General features: G+C 36.5%; 15 protein-coding genes. 5 read left to right on the top strand and 10 right to left on the bottom strand.

Features of this window, described 5'->3' with window-relative positions; all coding sequences use genetic code 11:
- Window positions 1-124 precede the first annotated feature (124 nt).
- Window positions 125-847 (top strand): glutamic-type intramembrane protease PrsW, encoded by a 723-nt coding sequence (gene prsW, locus QNH29_RS19280; RefSeq protein ID WP_283860957.1) that lies wholly within the window; start codon window positions 125-127, stop codon window positions 845-847.
- 120 nt (window positions 848-967) lie between these two features.
- The gene (locus tag QNH29_RS19275; RefSeq protein WP_283860956.1) at window positions 968-1,150 is read left to right on the top strand and encodes a histidine kinase; all 183 of its coding nucleotides are present in this window, start codon (window positions 968-970) and stop codon (window positions 1,148-1,150) included.
- Window positions 1,151-1,209: 59 nt separating this feature from the next.
- On the opposite strand, the gene QNH29_RS19270 is transcribed toward QNH29_RS19275, so the two are convergent.
- The gene (locus tag QNH29_RS19270; protein WP_283860955.1) at window positions 1,210-1,431 is read right to left on the bottom strand and encodes a hypothetical protein; all 222 of its coding nucleotides are present in this window, start codon (window positions 1,429-1,431) and stop codon (window positions 1,210-1,212) included.
- A 160-nt stretch (window positions 1,432-1,591) separates the two neighbouring features.
- The gene (locus tag QNH29_RS19265; RefSeq protein WP_283860954.1) at window positions 1,592-2,047 is read right to left on the bottom strand and encodes a YfmQ family protein; all 456 of its coding nucleotides are present in this window, start codon (window positions 2,045-2,047) and stop codon (window positions 1,592-1,594) included.
- A gap of 664 nt (window positions 2,048-2,711) precedes the next feature.
- Here QNH29_RS19265 and pdxR point away from each other — a divergent pair.
- A complete protein-coding gene (pdxR, locus tag QNH29_RS19260) occupies window positions 2,712-4,142 on the top strand; it encodes a MocR-like pyridoxine biosynthesis transcription factor PdxR (protein ID WP_283860953.1) in 1,431 nt (476 codons plus the stop codon).
- A gap of 165 nt (window positions 4,143-4,307) precedes the next feature.
- Here the strand turns inward: pdxR and gnd are convergent, their stop codons facing one another.
- From gnd to QNH29_RS19240, 4 genes are all read right to left on the bottom strand, one after another.
- Window positions 4,308-5,714, bottom strand: coding sequence for a decarboxylating NADP(+)-dependent phosphogluconate dehydrogenase (gene gnd, locus QNH29_RS19255; protein WP_283860952.1), 1,407 nt, complete (start codon window positions 5,712-5,714; stop codon window positions 4,308-4,310).
- A gap of 78 nt (window positions 5,715-5,792) precedes the next feature.
- Window positions 5,793-7,139, bottom strand: a complete 1,347-nt coding sequence (locus tag QNH29_RS19250; protein WP_283860951.1) for a GntP family permease — start codon at window positions 7,137-7,139, stop codon at window positions 5,793-5,795.
- Window positions 7,140-7,160: 21 nt separating this feature from the next.
- Entirely contained in the window at window positions 7,161-8,702 is a 1,542-nt protein-coding gene (gene gntK / locus QNH29_RS19245) for a gluconokinase (protein ID WP_283860950.1), read from the bottom strand.
- Entirely contained in the window at window positions 8,695-9,426 is a 732-nt protein-coding gene (locus tag QNH29_RS19240; RefSeq protein WP_283860949.1) for a GntR family transcriptional regulator, read from the bottom strand. Before QNH29_RS19240 ends, gntK begins: the two co-directional genes overlap by 8 nt.
- 501 nt (window positions 9,427-9,927) lie before the next feature.
- On the opposite strand from QNH29_RS19240, the gene QNH29_RS19235 reads away from it, so the two are divergent.
- Window positions 9,928-10,800, top strand: coding sequence for a LysR family transcriptional regulator (locus QNH29_RS19235; protein WP_481858842.1), 873 nt, complete (start codon window positions 9,928-9,930; stop codon window positions 10,798-10,800).
- 41 nt (window positions 10,801-10,841) lie between these two features.
- On the opposite strand, the gene QNH29_RS19230 is transcribed toward QNH29_RS19235, so the two are convergent.
- The 4 genes from QNH29_RS19230 to QNH29_RS19215 all read right to left on the bottom strand — a co-directional run bounded on the left by QNH29_RS19230 (window position 10,842) and on the right by QNH29_RS19215 (window position 15,765).
- Window positions 10,842-11,738 (bottom strand): PhzF family phenazine biosynthesis protein, encoded by an 897-nt coding sequence (locus QNH29_RS19230; protein WP_283860947.1) that lies wholly within the window; start codon window positions 11,736-11,738, stop codon window positions 10,842-10,844.
- 507 nt (window positions 11,739-12,245) lie between these two features.
- A complete protein-coding gene (locus QNH29_RS19225; RefSeq protein WP_283860946.1) occupies window positions 12,246-13,541 on the bottom strand; it encodes an MFS transporter in 1,296 nt (431 codons plus the stop codon).
- Between the two features lie 110 nt (window positions 13,542-13,651).
- Window positions 13,652-15,040, bottom strand: coding sequence for an aminotransferase-like domain-containing protein (locus QNH29_RS19220; RefSeq protein WP_283860945.1), 1,389 nt, complete (start codon window positions 15,038-15,040; stop codon window positions 13,652-13,654).
- A 233-nt stretch (window positions 15,041-15,273) separates the two neighbouring features.
- The gene (locus QNH29_RS19215) at window positions 15,274-15,765 is read right to left on the bottom strand and encodes a hypothetical protein (RefSeq protein ID WP_283860944.1); all 492 of its coding nucleotides are present in this window, start codon (window positions 15,763-15,765) and stop codon (window positions 15,274-15,276) included.
- A 195-nt stretch (window positions 15,766-15,960) separates the two neighbouring features.
- Between QNH29_RS19215 and QNH29_RS19210 the strand changes: the two genes are divergently transcribed.
- Window positions 15,961-16,680 carry a YybI family spore inner coat protein gene (locus QNH29_RS19210; RefSeq protein ID WP_283860943.1) on the top strand — a complete coding sequence of 240 codons (720 nt, stop codon included), beginning with the start codon at window positions 15,961-15,963 and terminating at the stop codon, window positions 16,678-16,680.
- Window positions 16,681-16,816: the final 136 nt, after the last annotated feature.

The following is a 16,816-nucleotide window of genomic DNA, read 5'->3' as shown; positions in this document are numbered from 1 at the left end:
AGCTTACTTTCTTTTGTTTTTACATAATCAAAACAGACTCAAAATGAGCATTGAAGTAGTTTCAATTCAATCACTTTTAGGGTATTATTAAAAATATATTTTAAATGTACCTAGGGGGTTGTAAATGTTAGGAATCCTATTAGCTGGTATTGCCCCTGGTTTTGCTTTATTGAGTTATTTTTATTTAAAAGATAAGTATGAACCAGAACCGGTATCGATGGTATTAAACACGTTTTTTTCTGGTGCGTTGATTATCATTCCAATTGCCTTTATTGAATATGTTCTAAAAGTAGAAAACATTGTTCAATATGATTCTATTTATGCCATTTTTTCTTCGGGTCTGATAGAGGAATTTTTTAAGTGGTCGATTTTATTTTTTATTGCATACAAGAGTGCGGAATTTGATGAGCCGTTTGATGGAATTGTCTATGGTACTTCCATATCTTTGGGGTTTGCAACCGCAGAGAATATACTGTATTTAATGAATAATGGTATGGAATATGCTTTAACTCGTGCTTTACTTCCTGTTTCAGGCCACGCCTTGTTTGGTGTTGTTATGGGATATTATATTAGTAAAGCAAAGTTTACAAAAGGATCGAAATGGCCTTTGTTCCTGTTATCTTTACTGCTTCCAGCCTTTTTACATGGGATATTTAATTTTTTATTGCTAAACCAAGGATCTTGGTTTGCGATGTCTCCTTATATGATGTTCTTATGGTGGTTCGGTTTGAAAAAAGTACAATTAGCAGAAATTTCAAGTTATAACCATTTCCGAAAAAGGTCCATGATCAGTACCCGTTTAAGCTTAAAATCAGGAAAAAAATTAGTCCTTCCTGTAAGTAGATAAACCGCGTTTCGGGGCGTTTAGCCAATTTCAAAACGTGTATAGGCTTAGTCTATACACGTTTGTTATTGTGAAAGAATAGATTGTAATATACTTGATTCTTCAGAATGGAAGGTAGAATAAATGAAGAAATTTCCTATAACTTTTCCAATTATGTTTATTGTAGTAGTGTTGGCATTGTGGATGCTTGAAAAGGACTACTCGGAAATTAATATTATGACGAGAATTATTATTGCTATAGGTGCAGGAATCTTATCAGGGTTAATATCGTTCCTTTTATTTAAGTTTGATAAAAACAATAATTAATAAATACATACGATTAAATATCCTATGGGGATTAATAGATAAATAATGCTCTTGGGGGGCTATTTCGGTTTAGTGAAGATTTTTCCATTATTTAACTCACACCAGTCTAAATCCTCATTTGTTTCGTGATTTCCATATTTTTTTAAAAATGCTTCCTTATTTTCGAATACTTCCATTAAACCATTTTCTATTAATGTTACCATTTTATAAGGATTAAGTTGGAAAACCTTGGATACAGCTATTAATTCACCTATATGGATAATGTCAGCAATATTTTTCATATTTCCTCCTATTACACGTTCTAATTAAAACTTCTTTAAGTATTTACCAAATGTGTTGATTTTATTTTTTTCTCAATAATGTTCTTTTGTTCCACGGAAAAAAACCCTCCAAGAAATCATATTTGATTACCGAACGGGAAGGTGTTTATACTATTTCTATTTATATAGATATTTCTTTTTGTTTTAGTAAATATTCTTGGTATTTTTGTAAATAATCAGACCGAAGCCGATAAGAAACAACCTTTTTATTGAACTGCTTCACTACATCAACATGATCAGCGTAACAAAAAACAAAGAAATTCAATTCTTTTTTGCCTCTTTTTACATTGACCACAAATGGTATAACATTCGTTTCTGGTTGTAGAAAAAACTTTTCATTGCCTGGAAAGATATCATATTGTTTTAAAAACATAGCTTCATTAAAATAGTCAGTAAATTTATTCTTTTCTTCCTTTTCTAAGTGTTTTTTATTATAGGTTATAGTAACTTCATTAAGGACCAGTTTTGGATGAAGTGCAATTTTACTTACCACCCATTCCACAACTGCACTAGGTGGACTCATAACCATTTTAATAACTATTCCAATCACTACTGAAAGAACAACCGTCCATGTCATATAAACCGCCTCCTTAAGTAATAATCTACCTGTAAGTCCTCATTTTTAAATCATTCATATTTACGGTTAAGATTATCAAAACTTATATTAAGGTAATTCTTCATTTAATGAACCATCCAATTCCCAATGAATTTAACCAACCACTTTATTAAGAATACTCCTTCTATTCCCCAAAAAGCAGTTACCACCAATAATTAAAAGTGGATGGCTAAAATTCTTGTCAAGTGGATGGTTGTTTGCTGGTAAAAAAGATTTATAATAAAGCTTTATAATAAATCTATTTAAAAATTGTATAGTAGAATGATAGCGAAAAATCTAGATTCATAGAGGTGTAGCATGAATGTATTGTCTGTTTTGGTAATCAGTATTTTATTAATAGCGATTGTTTCTACATTATTAATTCTAGGTAAAAGTGATGAAAATTATAGTAGTTCGGCAAAAAGAAATACCACAAATTTAACGCTAATATATGTAGTAGTTATTTTTTTGTCATTAATTGCACTGGGGGTTTATATTAAGTTCTATGCATAAATACTATTTGTTTACCTATCGACGAATAAATCGATAGGTAATTTTTTTATATCATTGTGTATCTGAGTAAAAATATATAGGAAAATAATATATAGTATATTAATAATTAGAAAATTAAAAAGGACTGTAGAAAATGGACTGGAAGCCAGATCGAAACGCTAAAAAAGCGATCTATAAACAGCTTGCTGAATACATAGAAAATGGGATAGCACATGGTACTTTCCCGCCGGATAAACCCTTACCATCAGAACGTTCCTTAGCGAAAGAACTTAACGTAAATAGAAGTACCGTAGTGGCCGCATATGATGAGTTGGAATCAAATGGACTGATTCAGAGAAATAGAGGAAGCGGGACAACGATAAGCAAGGATATTTGGGGCATTACGAAGAAACGTATCCCAAGCTGGAACCGGTATATTGAGGCGGGGTCGTTTTTACCTAATCTACCTGTAACCCAAAGGATACGAAAAGAAGCGGTAGAACATAAACTCATCAATTTAGCTAGCGGTGAATTATCAGAAGATCTGTTTCCAGTTGGCTCCTTAAGACAAATTACATCTTCAAGATCATTTATTGGAAGCTTAGGTTATGATCATCCGCAGGGGAATGCGATACTGAGGGAAACCATTACAGAGCACGTGAAGCAATTTCGGAGAATTGAAACAGATCCTTCTTCCATATTAGTTACATCGGGAGCACAACAGGCTCTTCATTTAGTGGTTCAATGTCTTTTAAAGCCAGGTGATGCAGTAGCACTAGAAGACCCTTCCTATAACTTTAATCTGCCAATATTTAAATCAGCGGGGATAAAACCATATTATTTATCAGTAGATAAGGATGGAATAAATCCAGGTGAATTAGTGGATTTGCATAAGAAACATCGAATTAAAATGATATTCTTAAACCCTTCTTTTCAAAATCCTACAGGAACTTTAATTAGTGAAGGAAAGAGGAAAGCAATACTGGATATATCATCTGAACATGGGATTCCTGTAGTGGAAGATGATCCTTATAGTTTAACCTCTTTCACAGGAGAAGAAGTTACGGCATTAAAGTCGATGGATGCTCACGGAAATGTCCTTTATATCAGTTCTTTATCAAAGATTGTTGCTTCCGGGCTGCGAATTGGCTGGATTATTGGACCGAAACCTGTAATAGAAAGACTTTCCGATGCAAAGCAACAAATAGACTTCGGGCATGCCAGCTTTACTCAATGGATTGCAAACGATTTTCTGGAATCTGGTAGTTTTCATTTACATATTAAACGATTGGTGAAAGAATTAGAAAAACGAAGGGATCAAATTGTTACGAGTCTTAATTTTTATTTAAAGGATCAAGTTGAATTCGCTATCCCTCATGGAGGTATCCATCTTTGGTGTAAGTTGAAAAAGGACTTTAATGAAACACAATTATTGGAAGAATCGATTAAAAAAGGAGTCATATATGTTCCGGGCTCCACGATGGGATCGCAAAAGAGTTTTGTCCGTTTTACGTTCGCAAGGGAAGATACCGAATCCATACATGAAGGAATAAAAAGATTTGCAGAAGCATTAAATTCCCTTTAAAGCCGTGTCTAATTGAAGTTTTATAATAAAAAAAGCTGAAATATACAAAGCTCATGGAATGGGCTGTATACTTCAGCTTAAATTATTTAAGTAATTATTTTTTACCTGCTTTTTTAGAGTTTATCCGGTTATTTAATCTCAAATTCCTTGAACGGTTTAATGCTCTTATGACTGCCAGTTGGTGTGATATACTCCCGCTAAATCACGTCGTTCATAGGTATGGGCACCAAAATAATCACGTTGTGCTTGCAAAAGATTTGCACTTGATCGACCAGCTCGATAGCTATCGTAATAAGTAAGTGAAGCACTTAAACATGGGAACGAGATTCCAGAATTAATACCCTCACACACTACTTTACGCAAACCCATTTGATAGTCCTGAACTTTTTCAGCAAAATATGGAGAGATTAATAAATTCGCTAAATCGGTTTGATCTTGATAGGCTTCGCTGATGACGTTTAAGAACTCTGCACGAATAATACATCCACCGCGGAAAATCAGCGCAATATCCTTTAATGGTAAATTCCATCCGAAAAGTTCCGAAGTCATTTTATATTGGGTAAATCCTTGTGCGTAGGCACAAACTTTTCCCATATATAAGGCTTGTCTAATGTAGTCAATCCATTCATTTTTATCTAAATGTTGCTGTCCGTTCTTAGGGCCGGTTAAGATCGATTCGGCATGAACACGTTCCTCTTTTATCGCAGAGATGTAGCGGGCAAATAATGACTCGGTAATAATCGAAGCCGGGATGCCATTATCAATCGCTTGGATACTGGTCCATTTACCGGTTCCTTTTTGGCCGGCTTTATCTAATATCACATCAATCAGAGGCAACCCTGTTATTTCATCCCTTTTTCGTAAAATTTGAGCCGTGATTTCGATTAAATAACTTTTGAGTTCGCCCTCATTCCAGGTTTCTAAAATGCCGGCAATTTCTTCAACGGGTAATTCCAATTTTTCTCGCAAAAATGTATAGGCTTCGGCAATTAGCTGCATATCTGCATACTCAATTCCGTTATGTACCATTTTTACGAAATGCCCTGATCCTTTGGGACCGATATAGGTACAGCAAGGGTCACCATTTGCTTGAGCGGCGATTTTTGTCAGAATCGGAGCTGTTTTTTCATAGACGTCTTTATCTCCGCCTGGCATGATCGAAGGCCCATTTAATGCCCCGACTTCACCGCCGGAAATACCAATTCCTAAATATCCAATTCCTTTAGACTTTAATTCATCATATCTGCGTTCCGTATCTTCGTAATGGGAGTTGCCGCCGTCCATGATAATATCACCTTGGTCAAGATGGGGGAGTAAAGCTTGAATGACCGAGTCGATAGGTTTACCTGCTGTTACCATTAGAAATATCTTTCTAGGCGTTTCCAAGGAATGAACAAAATCTTGGACTTCATAGTATGGATGGATCGATTGCCCGTCCAATTTAGCTACAAGCTGATCAGTTAAATCTCTTGTGTAATTATAAACAGCGACTTGTTCGCCTTTATTCGCCATGTTTAACGCGATGTTGCTTCCCATTACTCCTAAACCTATGACACCAATTGTATTTACCATTTATTCGTGCTCCTTTATATCAAATTAATAGGCAGTAAAACCTTCACTCTAAAAGTGGGGATTTACTGCCTGGAAGGTTTATACAAACAAACTTAATAATAGTACAAAACCTAATCCAGCTACGGAAATAATCGTTTCCAGCAAGGTCCATGTTGCAAATGTTTCTTTCATGCTTAACCCAAAGTATTCTTTAAACATCCAGAAACCAGCATCGTTTACGTGGGAAAGAATGACACTTCCGGCACCTGTTGCAAGAACGACGAGAGCAAGGTTAACGTCCGTTTGTCCTAACATTGGAATCACTAAACCAGCTGTCGTTAAAGCAGCAACGGTTGCAGATCCTAATGCAATACGTAAAATTGCAGCGATCACCCATGCGAGGATAATCGGTGATATAGCAGTCCCTTTGAATAATTCTGCAACATAGTCACCTACGCCGCCGTTAATTAATACTTGTTTGAAGGCTCCGCCGCCTCCGATGATTAATAACATCATACCAATGTGCAGAACCGCTTGTGTACAAGACTCCATAACATCCTTCATAGGAATCTTTCTTGCAATCCCCATTGAATAAACAGCAAATAATAGCGAGAGCAACATAGCCGTACCAGCTTCACCGATAAATCGGATGACTGCTAGTACAGAGTTATCTTCAATGCCCATTGTTTTTTGCATTAAAGTTATAATGGTAGCAATGGACATTAAAATAACAGGAAGTAAAGCGGTAAAAACACTGATACCAAATCCAGGCGTATCTTCAAGTTTAAATGTTTTTTGTTCACCTAATGAAGCAATGCTGCCCATTTTTGTAAATGATTCAGGAACAAGTTTTTTCGCAATCTTTGTAAAAACTGGTCCAGCTAAGATAACCGTAGGGACAGCAACAATGAAACCGTAAAGTAAAACTTCACCAATGTCGGCACCCAATTCACCAGCAATCGTAGTTGGCCCTGGGTGAGGCGGCAAGAAGCCGTGTGTGACGGATAAAGCTGCTGTCATGGAAATACCAAGTGACAAGATCGAAACTTTTAATTCTCTTGAAATCGCAAAGACAATTGGAATCAATAATACTAAACCTACTTCAAAAAATAACGCAACACCGATAATGAATGAAGCAACAACTACTGCCCATTGAGTGTTTTTTTCACCGAACTTTTTCACAAGAGTCATCGCAATTCGCTGCGCACCGCCTGAATCAGCGATTAACTTACCGAGCATAGCTCCAAGCCCAAAGATTAAACCAATATGTCCAAGTGTTCCGCCTAATCCGGCTTCGATGGTTTTAACCACTTCCTCTAGTGGCATGCCAAGTGCTAAGGCTACTCCAAACGATACAATGATTAATGAAATAAAGGTGTTTAATTTTAAGCCCATGATTAGAATTAATAAGGCAATAATTCCTAATGCTACTATAACTAATGGCATTTTACTTCCTCCTGATGTTTATCAAGTTGTTTTTAGTAAGCTTCTTTGATAATTTGCAATCTGTGTATATTCGTTTTCTAATACTCTTGATAGGTTAATAAAGATTGGCAGCAATTGCCTATACTCTTTTACAGCTTCTCCTTTTGGTGCGTGCTTATAGGTACTCCCAATCATTTCAGAAACACTCTCAAATGAGTCTATTTTTCCAATGGCATATAAACCTAAAATACAAGCACCAAGGCACGAACTTTCGTAGCTTTCTGGAACAACGACTTCCGATTCGAATATATCGGACATCATTTGTCTCCATACATCCGACCGTGCGAATCCTCCCGTAGCTTGAATACGGGTAACGGGCCCGTCCATGCATTCAATTAAGGCTAAAAATACGGTGTATAAATTGAATATAACACCTTCTAGAGCTGCTCGAATCATATGTTCCTTTTTATGTGACAAGGTTAAACCAAAGAATGAACCGCGCACGTCTGGATTCCATAATGGTGCACGTTCTCCGGCGAGGTAAGGATGGAATAACAATCCATCGGCACCTGGTCGTACACGTTCCGCAATCTTAGTTAAGACTTCATAAGGATCGATTCCGAGTCGTTTGGCTGTTTCTACCTCTGAAGAGGCGAATTCATCACGAATCCAACGAAGGACCATACCTCCATTGTTTACCGGTCCTCCAATCACCCAATGTTTTTCCGTTAAAGCATAACAAAAGATTCTTCCTTTTTCGTCTGTTCTCGGCTTGTCAATAATGGTTCGAATCGCACCGCTTGTCCCAATCGTGATAGCGATTTCACCTTTACGGATAGCGTTTACACCTAGATTCGAAAGGACTCCATCACTTGCTCCGATAACAAAAGGTGTTTGCGGGTCGATCCCAATCTGGTTGGCTAAAACCAGATTACAGTTGGTAAAAATCTTAGTTGTTGGTACGAGCTTCGATAATTGATCACGCGAGATACCAGCAATTTCCAGGGCTTCTTCATCCCAATCTAAGTTTTTCAGATTCATCATCCCCATACTTGAAGCCAGGGAATAATCAACAACATATTGATCAAAGAATTTTTTAAAAATATATTCCTTAATACCGATATATTTTTTTGCGTTAACAGCGATTTCGGGACGTTCATTTACAATCCAAGTAATCTTGGATAGTGGTGACATCGGGTGAATCGGTGTTCCGGTTCGTTTGTATACGTTATGCCCATCTAATTCATCTTTAATTTTATGTGCCCAAGCTTCACTTCGATTATCAGCCCAAGTGATACAAGGTGTGAGTGGCTGGGCATTTTCATCCATTGCAATAACACTATGCATCGCACTGCTAAATGAAATAAATGAAAGTTTTTTATCTAAATGCTTTTTCGTTATCGAAGAAATGGCTGTCAAAACCGCTTGGAAAATTTCATCCGGGTTTTGTTCTGCTGTTGATATATTCGGTGTGAAAAGCGGATAACCGATATTTTCTGTTTGAATGACATTACCATTTTCTGTGAATAAAACAGCTTTTGTACTGGTTGTACCGATGTCTATACCTAACATATAATTAGTCATTTTGTTGTTCGACTCCTTTTGAAAGCCTCATTTGTGATCTCCACGAATCTTCAACTTTCTCTTGAACATCATCAAAGTTTTGATGTAACGATCTAACCATAAGGTCTCGATCCTTTGTTTGGATTGCTTCAATGTATAGTTGATGATTATTTATGATTCTGGTAAAATCTTCATACTTTTCTTTAAAACGACTGCGCATAGAAAGGAGAATTAAGCTTTCCATCACAGGTTTTAAATTATCCCAGATCATCAGGATGTAAGAATGATTGATTGCCCGAATAATAGTTTCGTGGAATAGGACATCCTGAAAGGAAAACTCATCCGCATCTTGATATTTTATGGCGATTTTCATCATTTCTAGTATTTTACTTAGTTCCATGACTAATTCAGTCGTTTCCACTCTGGCAAGCCGTTCAAATACAAACGTTTCGATCAGGATACGGGCATCATAAATTTCCGCATATTCTTTTTTCGTTAGTCCTACTACAGTGGCTCCCATTCTTTCTAATCGAATGATTTTTTCAGATGCTAGGGTTTTTAGTGCTTCGCGGATGGGTGACCGGCTCACAGCAAAATCTGCAGCTAATTTATTTTCAGATAGGACGGTACCGCTTTCAATCATGCCCGAAATAATTCGCATTCTAAGTTCGCAGGTAACACGGTCTCCGGCAGAAGCCTTGGAAAGCCATTTTACGGGATAGAGATATTCCTTTTGTTCGGCCATAAACTCACCTCTTGTTAATTCAAGTCTACTTGTATACAAGTATTATAATAGGATTTTCAAAATATGCAAGCGCTATGATTTAATTTTTATAGTTCACTGAATTAGGTAGGGGAAATTCTTTATATAGTTAAGTGTTTTTTTAAAAAGATAAAGATATGCTTTTGATAAGAGCTATTAATGGTAATAAGAACAACTGTTATGACACCAAAGCTTAACTTATTTCCTCATTGAGGAGGTAATTAATAAAACCTCTGAACGGTATCATAAATAATTGAGGTTACAAATGAATAACTTTAGAGGAAAATCAAAAGGGTAATCTAGTATTTTCAAGATTGCATTTTTTATCTATTTTCTTGAACTAGTGTTGATGAATTTATTTATCTTACGTATATTTTAAGTAACATATTAGATTGGCAGAAAACCAAACTCATTACAGTTTAGGAATGATTTTATATCCTTTGTTGAATTTGGAATTCAAAATTCAAAATAGGAATGAATGAGGTGAGAGTATTGGCTATTTTCCAGTACGAAGTTTTTTTAACGGTTGTTGAAAGGGGCAGTTTTACAAAAGCTGGTGAAAAACTAGGGTTGTCACAATCAGGAGTAAGTCATAATATTTCAACACTTGAAACAGAATTAGGAATCGTATTGCTCCGGCGTAATCGGAACGGAATATCTTTAACAGATGCAGGTGAACGAGTTTTACCGTATGTTCGTCAGCTCGTTCACCATGCAAAATTGCTTGAGCAAGAAGCTGCCCTTATTCAAGGAATCGAAGTAGGAAGCATTAAAATTGGTACCTTCCCTAGTTTTTCGTCTAAATTTCTTCCAGGTCTCATTCGTAATTTTATAAATAAATATCCGGGTATCCAGATAGAGTTATTCGAAGGTGGCTACGACGATATCCAAGATTGGATCGCCTCAGGAATGGTTGATATTGGATTTTTAACGCTTCCAGCCAGAGAATTTGATACAATTCAATTACTAAAAGACAAATTATTTGTTTTAGTACCTGAAAATCACCCATTGAACACAATGAAACTAGTTCAAGTAAAATCAATACATAATGAAACATTTATTATGCCAAAAGCAGGTTGTGATGTTTTATTAAAGAGGCTGTTTAGAGAAAATAACGTACTTCCTAATGTTATTTTTGAAATAGTAGATAACAATACAATCATTTCGATGGTTCAAGAAGGGCTAGGGATAACCATTCTTCCGGAAATGGTCTTACCGAAATACATTCCTTACGCGAAAGTGATTCCAATTGATACGGATTTGTATCGTGAAATAGGTATTGCCATAAAATCTTTTAAGCAATCATCCCCTTCCATAAGGGAGTTTATGGAAATAGTAAAAGAACATTTTAATTAAGATCAGCTTGAATAAGATTTCCTCTCTTCAAGCTGATATGTTTATATTGTTAATATACCGCGAATAGTGATGGTTGCTGCTCCTGCTACTTTGATAACTGGTTCTGATTCATTAGGAATGACAGCCACGTAAAGCATTCCAGGTCTTCCAATCGCGTCTCCTTGAGCGATTTTAAGATGTGTATTCTCACTTTGAGGGATAATATTTTCCAAATAGAGGAAACCAGCTAATGCGCCGTTTGCTGCCCCCGTTACGGGATCCTCAGGTATGCCAATCCCCGGTGCGAAATCTCTGGTATATAAATCACATTCCTTCGAGGTGTTAAAAGTATAAAGGTGTGTCGTGCTGATATTATGTTCTTTATTATGCTTCCCTAAAGCTGCTAAGTCTGGCATTGCATTGTCAATGTCCATTTGATTTTTCAGAGGAACAAGTAAATGCCAGTTTCCTGTATTCGCCAGCTTGATTGGATAGGTTGTGTCGATGCTTTCCGTTTTGACGCCGATCAATTGACTAAGCTCTTCCAGAACAATTGTGAAATCTTGGGTTTTTGGAGTAACTTGTGTCATTTCCACATCAATTATGTTTCCGTTTTCTTTATGCCATACAACAGGTATTTTACCAATATTCGTTTCTAACAAAATGCCTCCTTTTTTCTCTGCTAGGCCAAACTCTGTTGCCAAAAGCCATGTTAACCCAACAGTTGCATGGCCGCAGAAGTTGATTTCTTCAGTAGGAGTAAAGTATTTCACTTTATAATCAATTTCCTCGTTATTTGAAGGCAGTAAAAATACGGATTCCGGTAAATTTAATTCTTTTGCGATACTTTGCATCTCATTTTCCGTTAATTTTTCTGCATCTAACACAACACCTGCTGTATTACCTCCAAATTTTTCTGTTGTAAAAGCATCCACATGATAAACTCTTATTTCTCTCATCTTAGTAACTCCTTTCAAATTCGTTGATACCTCCATACTATGCCTTAATCATGCATTAGTAAAATGAATCTTTTTTATGTAATAAATCGAAAATACTAATGCAATTTAAACCTAATTTAGATTTATTATGGAGTACTTTCTCATAAGTAAATGGGATCTTTGAAATAGATAATATAAAATCCAAGGATACTAGTTTTGTGTAGAAGCTTCCGTATCCTTGGGTTATTAAGGATTCTCATAACTATCCTGCCTGCTAGTAAATCAACGACTGCTCTTATTGAACAATCGCAGACAATAGTTCCACAAATATTTCCCTCGTATAATGGAAATTACTCTAGGAAGAGCAAAATTACTCTCAGAAAACGAAATATACTCGCGGATAAGCAAAGTTAATCTCGCATAACGGTAAATACTCTCGGATAAGCAAAGTTACTCTCGCATAAAGTGAAATTACTCTCGGATAAGCGAATTTACTCCAAAAATACTTTCTTCGTAAAACAATCTGTCTTATTTTTTACCTCCACGAGACCATATCACCACTGGGATTAGTAATAAGGACAAAATTCCTCCAACAAAAGATAATGTTGGATAACTTGAACCTGCCACAATCATTCCCGACAATGATCCGCCAGCAGCTCCTGACAACGCAATTAAAACATCCACTGTACCTTGTGTTTTTGCCCGTGTGGCAGTTTCAGTCGAATCAACAATAAGCGCTGTCCCACTTATTAAACCAAAATTCCATCCTAATCCAAGTAATGATAGAGCGATTACCATAAAAACCATGGAATTACCTGGTGCAAATGATGATAGTAAACCTGCAAGAAGTAACGTAGTAGCTGAAGCAATAGCCATCACCGTACGCCCCAACTTATCAACGAGGAAACCTGTAATGAGTGAAGGGAGATACATGGCACCTATATGAAATCCAATAACAAGTCCTACTGCACCCAAACTATGTCCATGATGCATCATATGAACGGGTGTCATGGTCATAATAGCTACCATTACAATTTGAGTAAGAACCATAATCGTTGCACCAACGATGATGCCTCTTTTATTTTCAGTATGTTCAGTTGCTACCAAATGTCCTTTATCACTAGGTTTTTGGTTGGTTGCTTCAATCATTCTAGCAATAACGAATGGATCGGGACGTAGCAAACTGAAAAGGACAAGACCTGCTAAGATATATGCGGCGGCTGCTAAAATGAAAGGACCTGCAAGTGATGGAACACCAATAGAAAGGGCGAAATCACCCATCACATCTACTAAATTTGGACCTGCTACCGCACCAAATGTAGTAAAAACCAGCGTAATACTAATGGCAGTCGCTCGCTGCTTACTACTTGCTAAGTCCGTACCCGCATAACGAGCTTGTAAATTTGTTGCTGACCCTGCACCATAAACAAGTAGGGAAGTAAATAAAAGGAAAACACTATTTATGATCGCTGAAATAATGACCCCTATTGCTCCAAGTCCACCAATCATAAAACCAGTTGATAGACCTGTACGACGACCATAACGTTGAGATAGTTTCCCAACAAATAAAGCTGCTCCTGCCGAACCTAGAGTTAGTAAACCTGAAGGAAGTCCAGCAAACGCATCAGTCCCGAGCATTTGTTGTGCAAGAAGTGCACCTACTGTAACGCCTGCTGCTAACCCTGCACCACCTAAAATTTGTGAAATACTTACAACAAGTAATGTACGTTTGTATAACGATTTTTGTTGTACTGAAGAATGAATGTAGCTTTGTAACCGAACGGATTGGGCGTCTAACGCTTTAACATTATCTTGGTGTGACATATATAACCTACCTTTCTAGGAAAATTAACTCTATTACCTCCAACTAGATTTGAATCATCATAACACGTACAAAAAAACCACACAATATTATAATTGTATGGCAAACAATATTAGCTAAGATCGTCCAACAAACGTTTAAGGATTATCAACCCTTGTTCAAGCTCTTCAATTGTTTTAGGTGCACAGACAGAAACCCTAACAGCTCTATCTGGACAACTATTTCCAACTACAAAACGTTCAGCCGCATACACTTGTACCCCCTGATGCGCTGCTAATGATTCAAATTCGGCACCTGTAATCTTGCCTGGTAATAACAGCCAACGAAAAATGCCTGTCTCATCACCAAGGCACGTATAGTCTGCCAAATATTTTTTTACGACTTGGTTTCTGCGAATGGTTTGTTTCCGATGACCCTCAATTAAGACTTCAAATTCATTCGAAACAATCGTACGTGCTGTCAGTTCTGCTAATAACGGGGAAACTGTTATATTTAAGTTATAAAGTCCCTTTGAAATGGGCTTTTTGAATTGACTAGGGACTACTACATAGGCCAGTCGTAAGCCTGGTGCTAATGCTTTCGATAAACTTGCAATATAGATGACCTGTTCAGGGGCGAATGATGCGACTGCTGGCAGTGTTTTTTTGCATAGAAGATGGTACGAGCCATCTTCAATAATGAACTGATTATACTTTTTGGCAATTGCTGCAATCATTTTTCGATTCTCTACGGACATAAAGGAAGAAGTCGGATTATGATAATCTGGAATCAAGTAAATGCCTTTAATATTTTCATTTTTACATGCATATTCAAAAGACGTTGGACTCATTTCATAGTTCTCTGATTTTATCGGAACTATTTGTACATTAAGCATCGCTGCAACAGTTTTTAGGCCAGGGTACGTATGCTGGTCAACACCAATGCGTTCTCCAGGCTTACAAAGACTTGCAAGTGTAGCAGCAATTGCATTTTGACCACCATTGGCAAATAAAATGTGATCAACGGTGGTTTCTAACCCAACTCTTCGGATTAGCTTTATAGCAGCGTCTTTTTGCCAAATGCTTTCGCCTGCACGACCGTAACCAAACCATTTTTCATAATCTGTTTCTTGCAGCATGCTTTTAAGTTGTAACAGCAGTGGCTCGTAAGAAGCATTATCTGGAAGTGTTGCTCCCATTTCAATTAAGTGTTTCGGCTTTGTATCTTCAAGTAAATACGCATTCGATAACGCATCATACGATACAAATGTCCCACTTCCAACAGTTGCACTTAACAAGCCCTTTAATTCACACACTTTAAAAGCTTTTGAAATGGTACTTACATTTAAATCCAAATAATCAGCAAGTTCTCGCTGTGGGGGGAGTTTTGTTCCAGGTAATAAAACCCCATCAACTATATCCTGTTCCAATTGCCCTGCGAGTGCTTTATAAATGGGCTTTTCTGTTTTATCAATCGATGGCTTCCAGCTCATCGGATAGTTCTTAAAAGAATTAATCGGCATGATACGCATCCTTTTTCAAGCAATTTTTGAACTGAGCAACTTTATATTTTTATTTCAAAGGTTCTGCTACTGCCATTTTAACATAAATATCCAAAAACCTTTCCGTATGTATCTTTAAATATTCTTATAATTGCAAGCAACCAAAATCTCTTTATATCAACAAAAATAGACCCGCAAATTTTAACATCCAATTTGTTGGTCATTTTTACGCCCCGTTACTTTTCTAAATATGACTAACATAAAACAATGATTTTATAGGGAGTGGTTTGGGCTGGAATGCTAAATGTGGCAGGACCATATACAACCAGCAGATTTCGATTTGCCGGATTCAAAGTGAAGGGTTGATCGTTTTGTAATAATAATGGAGTATAACTAGAAATATTCAATTGTAGTTGACCATCACTACTCACCAGCTGGCTGTTAAAATAGTCTACCTTTACATTTTGATAAGAGTGATCTTTTACGATTATGAGGGCTTGATATTGTGGCGGATAAATAAGAATGACAGGTACATTGACATCATAAAAACCAGTTACATGGTCTCCAACTGAAACTATTACATGGTCTAGAAAATAGGTGGTTGTACTAATCACGAAATTTACGATTGAACCATCTTCTCTTAATAAGGACATTAATTTAAAACACCCGTTTAATTCCTCTTCTGAACCCACTAAATAATCTTGAATCATGGTAACCGTACCAGAAAATGAACCGTATTTTTTCATTATTTCCCCTCCATTTTGATGAATCATTAACGACATCCTGCGGAAACTTTGAGAGCGGGGAGCGTATTATATTCAAATATAAATTCAAATTACCTTATAAATTTTATGACGCCTGTGACTAGATATTACTCAATGAAGGCTTGATATTGGCTGTTAGAAAATAATGATGAAAGTCTTCAAGAAAAGGAGTATGGTATGAATAACTATTATTCTAGGGCAACGATGAATCAGCCAAGTGTTGTTTCGAGTGCAAGTGGTGATGTAACTGGGGATCGAATACCTGATAATGTCTATCTAACCGGAATAAAGACTCCAGCTAGTCCATTTACTCAAAATATTACTCTAGTCGTCCAAGATGGAAGAACTGGCAGCGTAAACAATGTTCCACTTCGTGAAAATGCTGGCTACAATCCAACTGTATTCTTAGGGGATTTTACAGGCAATGGAGTAAAGGATATTTTAATAAGTATTGCTACAGGTGGAAGTGGTGGAATCATGTACCATTATATTTATTCCTTTGTGGAACATACACCACAATTACTATTTGATTTCAATCTATATAATATGCAATACCAATATGAGGTTAGTTATCAAGATAATTACAAAGTAGAAGTTGTCAGCAAGGTAAATAATAAAAAGTACATCATAGACATATCAACAAAAGGTCCTGAGTATTTAAATGAAATATATGATGAAAACGGTAAGCTGAAAAGTCCTATTACTGGTTTTGTAAATCCTCTAAGTGGATTATATCCGGTAGATTTTGATTCAAATAAAGTGTATGAGCTATTGGCGTATCAAAAAATTGCTGGAAGATATAACGCAGATTCTTTAGGGTATGTTTTGAATACACTAGGATGGCTAGATAATCGATTTGTTTTGCAAAATCAGTATGTCTCTATTTTAGGGGACTAGGAAAGCAAGGGATAAATTTCGAAAAGATAGAACTTTTAAAATTGTATTTAGGATTTAAGGGTGAGTCCTCCGGTGAGTTAAAGCTTTACATCACCGAGGGACTGACCTCATTTGTTCCAACCCTATTAAAGTTTTC

The organism is Neobacillus sp. DY30 (assembly GCF_030123065.1).
In the GTDB taxonomy this organism is placed as follows: domain Bacteria; phylum Bacillota; class Bacilli; order Bacillales; family Cytobacillaceae; genus Neobacillus.
This window is presented reverse-complemented; position numbering and strand designations above follow the sequence as displayed.